General features: G+C 46.0%; 11 protein-coding genes, 1 tRNA gene and 1 pseudogene. 6 read left to right on the top strand and 7 right to left on the bottom strand.

The window, feature by feature from the left end; genetic code table 11:
* A pseudogene (locus RTW80_RS21430) lies at positions 1-406 on the top strand (hypothetical protein); the annotation flags it as partial.
* 9 nt (positions 407-415) lie between these two features.
* Positions 416-895 carry a protein YkfM gene (gene ykfM, locus RTW80_RS21425; protein WP_001236645.1) on the top strand — a complete coding sequence of 160 codons (480 nt, stop codon included), beginning with the start codon at positions 416-418 and terminating at the stop codon, positions 893-895.
* 136 nt (positions 896-1,031) lie between these two features.
* Here the strand turns inward: ykfM and RTW80_RS21420 are convergent, their stop codons facing one another.
* The 3 genes from RTW80_RS21420 to dnaQ form a co-directional block, all read right to left on the bottom strand.
* Complete coding sequence (locus RTW80_RS21420; RefSeq protein ID WP_001053630.1) at positions 1,032-1,817, bottom strand: hypothetical protein; 786 nt, start codon at positions 1,815-1,817, stop codon at positions 1,032-1,034.
* A 329-nt stretch (positions 1,818-2,146) separates the two neighbouring features.
* Positions 2,147-2,223 (bottom strand) — tRNA-Asp (locus RTW80_RS21415).
* Between the two features lie 132 nt (positions 2,224-2,355).
* The gene (gene dnaQ, locus RTW80_RS21410) at positions 2,356-3,087 is read right to left on the bottom strand and encodes a DNA polymerase III subunit epsilon (protein ID WP_001300756.1); all 732 of its coding nucleotides are present in this window, start codon (positions 3,085-3,087) and stop codon (positions 2,356-2,358) included.
* A 64-nt stretch (positions 3,088-3,151) separates the two neighbouring features.
* Here dnaQ and rnhA point away from each other — a divergent pair, with 64 nt between their 5' ends.
* Positions 3,152-3,619, top strand: a complete 468-nt coding sequence (rnhA, locus tag RTW80_RS21405; RefSeq protein ID WP_000917883.1) for a ribonuclease HI — start codon at positions 3,152-3,154, stop codon at positions 3,617-3,619.
* Here rnhA and RTW80_RS21400 read toward each other — a convergent pair.
* Positions 3,616-4,338: a class I SAM-dependent methyltransferase gene (locus RTW80_RS21400; protein ID WP_001297210.1), complete on the bottom strand. Its 723-nt coding sequence runs from the start codon at positions 4,336-4,338 to the stop codon at positions 3,616-3,618. The two genes, rnhA and RTW80_RS21400, sit on opposite strands and share 4 nt — an antisense overlap.
* A 33-nt stretch (positions 4,339-4,371) precedes the next feature.
* On the opposite strand from RTW80_RS21400, the gene gloB reads away from it, so the two are divergent.
* Together gloB and mltD are read left to right on the top strand one after the other, a co-directional pair.
* Entirely contained in the window at positions 4,372-5,127 is a 756-nt protein-coding gene (gene gloB, locus RTW80_RS21395) for a hydroxyacylglutathione hydrolase (RefSeq protein ID WP_001052717.1), read from the top strand.
* A gap of 71 nt (positions 5,128-5,198) precedes the next feature.
* Entirely contained in the window at positions 5,199-6,557 is a 1,359-nt protein-coding gene (gene mltD, locus RTW80_RS21390) for a murein transglycosylase D (RefSeq protein WP_000644685.1), read from the top strand.
* Positions 6,558-6,604: 47 nt separating this feature from the next.
* Here mltD and RTW80_RS21385 read toward each other — a convergent pair whose 3' ends face one another.
* Together RTW80_RS21385 and RTW80_RS21380 are read right to left on the bottom strand one after the other, a co-directional pair.
* On the bottom strand, positions 6,605-7,228 hold the full coding sequence (locus RTW80_RS21385; protein WP_000016012.1) for a class I SAM-dependent methyltransferase: 624 nt from the start codon (positions 7,226-7,228) through the stop codon (positions 6,605-6,607).
* Positions 7,229-7,231: 3 nt separating this feature from the next.
* Positions 7,232-8,032: an endonuclease/exonuclease/phosphatase family protein gene (locus tag RTW80_RS21380; RefSeq protein ID WP_001230983.1), complete on the bottom strand. Its 801-nt coding sequence runs from the start codon at positions 8,030-8,032 to the stop codon at positions 7,232-7,234.
* A gap of 240 nt (positions 8,033-8,272) precedes the next feature.
* On the opposite strand from RTW80_RS21380, the gene yafC reads away from it, so the two are divergent.
* Positions 8,273-9,187 carry a DNA-binding transcriptional regulator YafC gene (yafC, locus tag RTW80_RS21375; protein WP_032247947.1) on the top strand — a complete coding sequence of 305 codons (915 nt, stop codon included), beginning with the start codon at positions 8,273-8,275 and terminating at the stop codon, positions 9,185-9,187.
* Here the strand turns inward: yafC and dkgB are convergent.
* The gene (dkgB, locus tag RTW80_RS21370) at positions 9,184-9,987 is read right to left on the bottom strand and encodes a 2,5-didehydrogluconate reductase DkgB (RefSeq protein WP_032247948.1); all 804 of its coding nucleotides are present in this window, start codon (positions 9,985-9,987) and stop codon (positions 9,184-9,186) included. The two genes, yafC and dkgB, sit on opposite strands and share 4 nt — an antisense overlap.
* Positions 9,988-10,225: the final 238 nt, after the last annotated feature.

Genomic DNA, 10,225 nt, shown 5'->3' with positions numbered 1-10,225 from the left:
TGATAGAAACAGAAGCCACTGGAGCACCTCAAAAACACCATCATACACTAAATCAGTAAGTTGGCAGCATCACCCAGAGCGAGATCTGGTTAATTTTCTTGGCGATTTTTCAATGGATGTGGCCAAAGCAGTTATAGCCGGTGGTGTTGCAACCGCTATTGGAAGTCTGGCTTCTTTTGCCTGTGTTAGCTTTGGCTTTCCAGTAATTCTTGTCGGAGGAGCAATTTTACTGACAGGGATAGTGTGTACAGTTGTTTTAAATGAAATCGATGCTCAATGCCATTTATCAGAAAAATTAAAATATGCAATTAGAGATGGACTAAAACGGCAACAGGAACTTGATAAATGGAAAAGGGAAAACATGACTCCATTTATGTATGTTCTTAACACTCCACCCGTGATATGAGGATTAACCATGCGTTTACATGTTAAATTAAAAGAGTTTCTTTCGATGTTTTTTATGGCCATATTATTTTTCCCTGCATTCAATGCTTCTTTGTTTTTTACCGGAGTTAAACCTCTATATTCAATAATAAAATGCTCCACGGAAATATTTTATGATTGGAGAATGTTGATTCTGTGCTTCGGTTTCATGTCGTTTTCCTTTTTAAATATTCATGTAATTTTACTTACGATAATAAAATCATTCTTAATCAAAAAAACGAAGGTAGTCAATTTCGCCACAGACATAACAATACAGCTAACTCTTATATTTTTACTAATAGCTATCGTAATAGCACCTTTAATAGCTCCTTTTGTCACAGGATATGTCAATACTAATTATCACCCCTGCGGTAATAATACGGGAATTTTCCCAGGAGCAATCTATATTAAAAATGGCATGAAATGTAATAATGGATATATTTCTCGCAAGGAAGATTCAGCAGTTAAATAATTAAATATTCTAAAACAAACAGTTTTTAACTCCGGATTCCATGTCCTTTCTTGCACTGTCTTTGTCAAGAAAAATTTCTTATGCAAAGAATTTTGTATTATTGCCGCCAGAAATTCCTGGCGGCAGATATAATTTATTATTGATAGCGGTTAACCAAATCTTTTACCATCGCTTTATAGGTCTTTTGCTTAAGTTGCATGATTTGCTGCTCTGTCATATCAGTCGTACTGGCTTCATTCTTGTCGGGCAATGGTGGAAGCACTTTATATTCATAATTCACCGGCGACCAGGTAGCCCACTCACCTGTTGCCACATCCACCAGCGTGAAACGTACCAGGTAGCGCAGGGAGATAGCGTCAGTGAGTTTGTCATTTTTATAGTCGGACCATACTGTTGATTTCAGCGCAGAGTCATATTTTCCTGTCTGCAACATATCCTGGTAAACAATAATCGCTTTCTGATGTCCTTTTGCAGCCACAAAACGCAGTGCCTGCATCCAGTTCATATTCTCAGCACTGGCAACATCCTCGTTCTCATTTTTATCTTTGTTTTTGTTACAAGTCAGAGGCTTTTGCCTGTCCGGGATACCAGAGAATGTGGAAACAGTATAATATTTTCGCATCTCCTCCTGCATAATGGTTTCCGGTGCGCGGTTGCCGGATTGAACAAGTATTACAGGAGAATTAAGGGGAACGCGGAACTCATCTCCATCAAGCGCAGCTTGAATATCCTCTTCGGATACGGCCAGAGTGGTTTCATTACCGAATAAATCTTTGTCTGTCAGTTGCTGGGGAGTGTTTTTATTAATATTACTTTGTGTGACTTGAGCTTTTTTCTTCTTTTCATCAATAGAAGATTCAGAGGCACATCCTGCAAGCAGCGAGAATAATACACATATACAACAAACCCTTCTTAAATTCATAATCGGACACTCCCTCGCCTGTCATAATCATGGTAATGTTTAGCTAACGATTTTTAATTATATACTCCACTTGAATAAGAACAAACAAAAATAACAGTATATATAAATTCATTAAATCAATAGAAAAATGAAAATCATAACATTCAAATATATTTAAATTGAATGATTCGATAGTATGATTAAATATTAATGATATGGTCTACCATATGTGATTAACACATTTACAGCATAACAAAACCATAGACCGAAGAAATAGCGGGATTTAAATGCAAAAAAACCGCAAAATTAAAAATCTTGCGGTTCTCTGAACTCATTTTCATGAGTGAATTTGGCGGAACGGACGGGACTCGAACCCGCGACCCCCTGCGTGACAGGCAGGTATTCTAACCGACTGAACTACCGCTCCGCGTTGTGTTCCGTTGGGAACGAGGCGAATATTACGGATTGCCTCGACCTTCGTCAACGGTTTTTCTCATCTTTTGAATCGTTTGCTGCAAAAATCGCCCAAGTCGCTATTTTTAGCGCCTTTTACAGGTATTTATGCCCGCCAGAGGCAGCTTCCGCCCTTCTTCTGCACCAGATCAAGACGGGCTTCATGTGCTGCAAGCTCGTCATCTGTCGCAAAAACAACGCGTAACTTACTTGCCTGACGTACAATGCGCTGAATTGTTGCTTCACCTTGTTGCTGTTGTGTCTCTCCTTCCATCGCAAAAGCCATCGACGTTTGACCACCGGTCATCGCCAGATAAACTTCCGCAAGGATCTGGGCATCGAGTAATGCCCCGTGTAGCGTTCGTTTACTGTTATCTATTTCGTAGCGGGCACATAACGCATCGAGGCTGTTGCGCTTACCAGGAAACATTTTCCTCGCCACCGCAAGGCTATCGGTGACCTTACAGAAGGTATTGGTCTTCGGAATATCGCGCTTAAGCAACGAAAACTCGTAGTCCATAAAGCCGATATCGAACGCTGCGTTATGGATCACCAACTCCGCGCCGCGGATATAGTCCATGAACTCATCGGCTACTTCGGCAAACGTGGGCTTATCGAGCAAAAATTCATCGGCAATACCATGTACGCCAAAGGCTTCCGGATCCACCAGCCGATCGGGTTTGAGATAAACATGGAAGTTATTGCCCGTCAGGCGACGGTTCACCACTTCAACGGCACCAATCTCAATGATCTTGTGGCCTTCATAGTGCGCACCAATCTGGTTCATACCGGTGGTTTCGGTATCGAGAACGATCTGGCGTGTAATTGCAGTGCTCATAGCGGTCATTTATGTCAGACTTATCGTTTTACAGTTCGATTCAATTACAGGAAGTCTACCAGAGATGCTTAAACAGGTAGAAATTTTCACCGATGGTTCGTGTCTGGGCAATCCAGGACCTGGGGGTTACGGCGCTATTTTACGCTATCGCGGACGCGAGAAAACCTTTAGCGCAGGCTACACCCGCACCACCAACAACCGTATGGAGTTGATGGCCGCTATTGTCGCGCTGGAGGCGTTAAAAGAACATTGCGAAGTCATTTTGAGTACCGACAGCCAGTATGTCCGCCAGGGTATCACCCAGTGGATCCATAACTGGAAAAAACGTGGCTGGAAAACCGCAGACAAAAAACCAGTAAAAAATGTCGATCTCTGGCAACGTCTTGATGCTGCCCTAGGGCAACATCAAATCAAATGGGAATGGGTTAAAGGCCATGCCGGACACCCGGAAAACGAACGCTGTGATGAACTGGCTCGTGCCGCGGCGATGAATCCCACACTGGAAGATACGGGCTACCAAGTCGAAGTTTAAGCTTGTGGTTTACGACATTGCCGGGTGGCTCCAACCGCCTGGCGAATTCGTGGCTTGTTTTTACTCTGTTTCATCGGGTTTAGCGTTAAAGGAATAGTCCGTTTCCGGGCAACAATAAGTTGTAAGCAACCAAGCGCAGGAATATGCGCATTCAATAGTTTTCCTCCGTGTTTGTTCCACGGGAGAACGTGGAAACGGCTGGCGTGCAGCACTTCAAAATTCAACAAAGAGAGCCAGTCCAGTTGCCGCATCAGAGTAAACATCCGGCTGTTATAGGGCGAGGTTTTTCGCAATACCGGCACAAGTTTGCGTAATCCCATTAAACTAATGGGATTGAAGCCACTAATCACCAGCCAGCCATCATCAATCAATACCCGATCGGTTTCACGCAATAAACGATGCGGATCGGTGCACCACGGCAATGTATGTGCCAGTAGACAAACATCAACGGATTTATCGGCAAAAGGAAGATGAAGTGGATCCGCCTGCACCTGGACGGGCATTCCTTGCGCAGAAACATTCACTTGATGAGAAACCGCGCACGCTTCGCAATTGATTTCTGCGCTTAAATTGCCAATCTTAAGCAGATGAAAACCATACATTTTAGTGAACCACGGGTTGAGCTGGCGCTCCAGCGCCTTGCGATAAAGCTCTCCCCAGGGCAAATCGCCCCAGCGATCAGGAGCCACGACAGTTTGAGGGACTCTTGCCGGTTTCATCACAACCTTCCGTTTCACACTAAGAGGTAATCTATGAATCTTAACAGTATTCCCGCCTTTGATGACAATTACATCTGGGTTTTGAATGATGAAGCAGGTCGCTGCCTGATTGTCGATCCCGGAGACGCAGAGCCAGTATTAAACGCCATTGCCGCCAATAACTGGCAACCGGAGGCCATATTTCTCACCCACCATCACCACGATCACGTTGGCGGCGTAAAAGAACTGGTGGAAAAGTTTCCACAAATTGTGGTGTATGGTCCACAAGAGACACAAGATAAGGGAACAACACAGGTAGTCAAAGATGGCGAAACTGCCTTCGTTTTGGGGCATGAATTTAGTGTAATTGCTACGCCGGGTCACACTTTAGGACATATCTGTTACTTCAGTAAACCTTATCTATTTTGCGGCGACACACTGTTTTCTGGTGGGTGTGGTCGGTTGTTTGAAGGGACAGCATCACAAATGTATCAATCACTTAAAAAGTTAAGTGTGTTACCTGACGATACATTGGTATGTTGTGCTCATGAATATACCTTATCAAATATGAAGTTTGCTTTGAGTATTCTTCCGCACGATTTGTCCATAAATGATTATTATCGTAAAGTTAAGGAGTTACGGGCAAAAAATCAAATAACACTACCCGTAATTCTGAAAAATGAGCGGCAAATTAATGTTTTTTTAAGAACGGAAGATATTGATTTAATTAATGTAATTAATGAAGAAACATTATTGCAACAACCTGAAGAGCGTTTTGCATGGTTAAGGTCAAAGAAAGATAGGTTCTGATAAAACTTTCTTGTCATCGGCTCCGTTCGCCGTTATGATCGGTCGTCTTTTAAGCAACTATTGACACACACATGAAGGCAAAAGCGATATTACTCGCCTCTGTCCTGCTCGTGGGTTGCCAGAGTACCGGCAACGTTCAACAGCACGCACAGAGCCTTTCTGCAGCTGGTCAAGGGGAAGCAGCAAAGTTTACAAGTCAGGCACGATGGATGGACGATGGGACGTCTATCGCGCCAGATGGTGACTTGTGGGCTTTCATTGGCGACGAGCTAAAGATGGGAATTCCGGAAAATGACCGGATTCGCGAACAGAAACAGAAATATTTACGCAATAAGAGCTATCTCCACGATGTAACTTTACGGGCAGAGCCGTATATGTACTGGATAGCAGGGCAAGTTAAAAAACGTAACATGCCTATGGAACTGGTACTACTACCCATAGTGGAGAGCGCTTTTGATCCTCACGCAACGTCTGGCGCCAATGCCGCAGGCATCTGGCAGATCATTCCGAGCACGGGGCGCAATTATGGTTTGAAACAGACCCGCAATTATGACGCGCGTCGCGATGTTGTTGCTTCAACAACTGCCGCGCTGAATATGATGCAGCGTCTGAACAAAATGTTTGACGGCGACTGGCTTCTGACCGTAGCGGCTTATAACAGCGGCGAAGGTCGGGTCATGAAGGCAATTAAAACGAACAAAGCGCGTGGGAAATCCACGGACTTCTGGTCGTTACCGTTGCCGCAGGAAACGAAGCAGTACGTGCCTAAAATGCTGGCATTGAGTGATATTCTCAAAAACAGCAAGCGTTATGGCGTACGTCTGCCAACGACCGATGAAAGCCGTGCTCTGGCGCGTGTGCACCTGAGTAGCCCGGTTGAAATGGCGAAGGTTGCAGATATGGCGGGGATTTCCGTCAGCAAGCTGAAGACATTCAACGCTGGCGTGAAAGGCTCCACGCTGGGCGCAAGTGGGCCGCAGTACGTGATGGTGCCAAAGAAGCATGCAGATCAACTGCGTGAATCTCTCGCTTCAGGCGAAATTGCTGCTGTACAGTCGACGCTGGTTGCCGACAATACGCCGCTTAACAGCCGTGTTTACACCGTACGCTCTGGCGACACGCTTTCAAGCATCGCTTCACGTCTCGGCGTAAGCACCAAAGATTTGCAGCAGTGGAACAAACTGCGCGGATCTAAGCTGAAGCCAGGCCAAAGTTTGACGATTGGTGCAGGCAGTAGCGCACAGCGGTTGGCAAACAACAGCGATAGCATTACGTATCGTGTGCGCAAAGGCGATTCGCTTTCAAGCATTGCTAAACGCCACGGCGTGAACATCAAAGATGTGATGCGCTGGAACAGCGACACTGCGAATCTGCAACCAGGCGACAAGCTGACGTTGTTTGTGAAAAACAACAACATGCCAGATTCCTGACAAACCAGATAATAAAAAGGCACCGATTCCCCCGGTGCCTTTTTTATTTATGCCGCTTTATGTGCTTCTACCATGATGATATCACTGGTGAAAGAGCCATCAGTCTGCAAGGAAAAATACGTTCTCACCTCTGTCGATGCGCTCTGTTGGTAAATGCGAATAGCGTCTACTAACGCTTCTGGCGTACGCATTCTCACGACCCATGAAGAAAATTCCAGCGGTAACTTATCTGTAATTAAATTATCAACTATCAGATTGGCTTCATTGATTAACGTCAACCACTCACCGCTGGCGTAGTTTCGTACGTGAGAGGTATCGCGTAATGCTTCTACCGTCTGTAACCAGATGTCGCGCACTGGGTGGCCCGGAGACATTACGTCCATCACAATCAGCCTACCGCCAGGTTTCAATATCCGGTTCACTTCACGCAGTGCTGCACCAACATCATGCCAGTGATGGGCAGAATAACGGCTGATAACAATATCAAATGCGTTATCGGCAAATGGCAGACTTTCGGCATAACCCTGGCGGGTGGTGATATTTTTCAGTTGCCGGACTTCGGCAGCTTGTGCCACGACATCCAGCATGTGGGCAGATAAGTCATACGCCACCACCGTGCTCACGTTTTGCGCAGCGACAAACGTTGGTCTGCCCTGTGGCAGACCTGACATACCTTATTTATCAGGCTTGCCGGGACTGAATTCAACGAGTAGCGGATTGTGATCGGAAGCGCGCGTAACCAGTACAGAAGCTTCACTGACGTTCAGACCACGGTAGAAAACAAAATCGAGCGGGCGACCAAACGCCCGACGGCGCTGATCATCGGTAAAACGCACCTGGCGCAGCGACATTTCCCGCGCAAAGCGATATAACGCGTTCATCCTTCTACGGCTCCAGGCATTGAAATCTCCCGCCATAATGACCGGGCCGCTGTGGTGAGCTATCTGATCACCAATAGGAAGTAACTGCTTACTATAGACATCCACGCCCAGACTGAAGTTGACGGCGTGTATATTAACCACCATCAACAGGCGGGTGTCAGGTAATGGATAGACCGTCACCAGTGCCGACTTCGCCAGACGCAAAATGGGTTCTCGTTCACGTAACGGGCAGCAATACACTGGATGTGCCGCCGAAAGGGTCATTACGCCAGAAGGATGTTGTGGCAGCACGAAAGCGGGTACCTGATCGGCGGCAAGATAGTTAGCGGTCGCAAACTGTACTAACTCTGGCGTTGTCTGCGCTTCCTGCAATAACACCAGATGTGCATCTTTGCCGTAGTTCTTTAATACCGACAACCATTCAGCGCGTTGCTGTTTGTATATGTTCCACACCAGGATCCGAATACGCTCTTCGGTACTTAACGGTTCCCCAGGTGGTAATGCCTGGCCGATGCTCGCAAAAGACCCCGGCGGTAAGATCCTTTCCGCAGGTTGTCCGGCAACATAGCGCATGGCATAGGTGTTTTTTCGCACTTTTGACTTTGAAACCTCTATTACGTCAACCCTTCCGCACTCGGGAGGGTTCTACTGTTATAGGGATTTTAGCTCACTCTTTCAACGAGCAATTGTATATTGTTATGTAAGCAAGTGCTTACACCGGTCAGAATTTTGCTCATTATGGAGAACATTAAATCGCATGACATATCACGCATCCTGATGGTTTAATGACAAATAAATTCAAAATATCTCTTCTATTTTGCAACAGGAGCAAAAATGAAAGCCACGTCGGAAGAACTCGCCATTTTTGTTTCGGTCGTCGAAAGCGGCAGCTTTAGCCGGGCAGCGGAACAATTAGGGCAAGCAAACTCAGCGGTAAGCCGGGCGGTGAAAAAGCTGGAGATGAAACTTGGCGTTAGCCTGCTTAATCGGACCACGCGACAACTTAGCCTGACGGAAGAAGGCGAGCGTTATTTTCGTCGCGTACAGTCAATTTTGCAGGAGATGGCTGCGGCAGAATCAGAAATTATGGAGACGCGTAATACACCGCGTGGACTGTTACGGATCGATGCCGCAACTCCAGTGGTGCTGCACTTTCTGATGCCGTTAATTAAGCCTTTCCGTGAACGCTATCCGGAAGTCACTTTGTCGCTAGTCTCCTCCGAAACGATTATTAATTTGATCGAAAGAAAAGTGGATGTCGCGATACGCGCTGGTACGTTAACGGATTCCAGCTTACGTGCCAGGCCGTTATTTAACAGTTATCGAAAAATTATCGCCTCCCCCGATTATATTTCCCGCTACGGGAAGCCAGAAACGATCGACGATTTAAAGCAACATGTTTGCCTGGGATTCACTGAACCCACTTCCCTCAATACCTGGCCGATAGCCTGTAGTGATGGACAATTACATGAGGTGAAGTACGGTTTGTCATCCAATAGTGGGGAAACACTGAAACAGCTTTGCCTGAGTGGCAACGGGATTGCGTGTTTGTCCGACTACATGATCGACAAAGAAATCGCTCGCGGAGAATTGGTGGAGTTAATGGCAGATAAAGTGTTGCCAGTGGAAATGCCATTCAGTGCCGTCTATTACAGCGACCGTGCGGTAAGTACGCGCATCCGGGCTTTTATCGATTTCCTTAGCGAGCATGTAAAAACAGCTCCCGGAGGAGCTGTCAGAGAGGCTTAATCCCATTCAGGAGCCAGACCTTCCGGGCTAACCAGGCGGTCGTTGCAATCCAGTGCGGCGATCGCTTTTTTATCTTCGGCATCAAGCTGTAAATTTTGTGCCTTAAGATTACTTTCCAGGTTTTTACGTTTAGTAGAAGAAGGAATTACTGAGTAACCTTCCCCCATAGCCCACGCCAGAATCACTTGTGCCGGAGTCGCATTGTGTTTAGCTGCGATACGAGCAATAACCTCATCTTTCAGGGCCTTACCATACGCCAGCGTCATATAGGAAGTAATATGGATGCCGTGCTGTTTAGCCCAGGCAACCACTTTACGGTTTTGCAGATAAGGAGAGAGTTCAATCTGGTTAGTAGCGATGTTTTCAGCGCCAACAGCAGCAATCGCCTTTTCCATCAATGGGATCGTGAAGTTGGAAATACCGATCTCACGCGTCAACCCTTCTTTTTTGGCTTCCAGCAGCGCCTGCATAAACTCTTCAACAGAGACTTCATCGTTTGGTGACGGCCAGTGGATTAGAGTCAGATCAACATAATCAGTACGCAATTTTTGCAGGCTCTCTTTCAGACTCGGGATCAATTTGTCTTTGCTGAGATTTTCAATCCAGATTTTAGTGGTGATGTAGAGTTCATGACGTGGCACGCCACTTTCTGCAATCGCCTGACCTACTGCGGCTTCGTTATCATAGATTTGTGCAGTATCAATTGCGCGATAACCAAGTTCAAGCGCCGTTTTCACAGATAAAATAACAACGTCGTCTTTCAGACGGAAAGTACCTAAACCAAATGCAGGGATAGCCATAATATGCCTCTTTTAATGCTATTTTCGTTAACTGAGGTGATTATGGGCTTCAGACTGTTGAGGAAAAAGAGCGTAAAATGCAGAGGATTTTTGCGATTCTGGCAATAATAGATATACAGACGAAAAAAAACCTCGAGCGTTAACTCGAGGCTTCTTAATAAGTGGCGGAACGGACGGGACTCGAACCCGCGACCCCCTGCGTGACAGGCAGGTATTCTAACCGACTGAACTACCGCTC

It is taken from the genome of Escherichia sp. AM3 (genome assembly GCF_032029835.1).
Lineage (GTDB): Bacteria > Pseudomonadota > Gammaproteobacteria > Enterobacterales > Enterobacteriaceae > Escherichia > Escherichia coli.
This window is presented reverse-complemented; position numbering and strand designations above follow the sequence as displayed.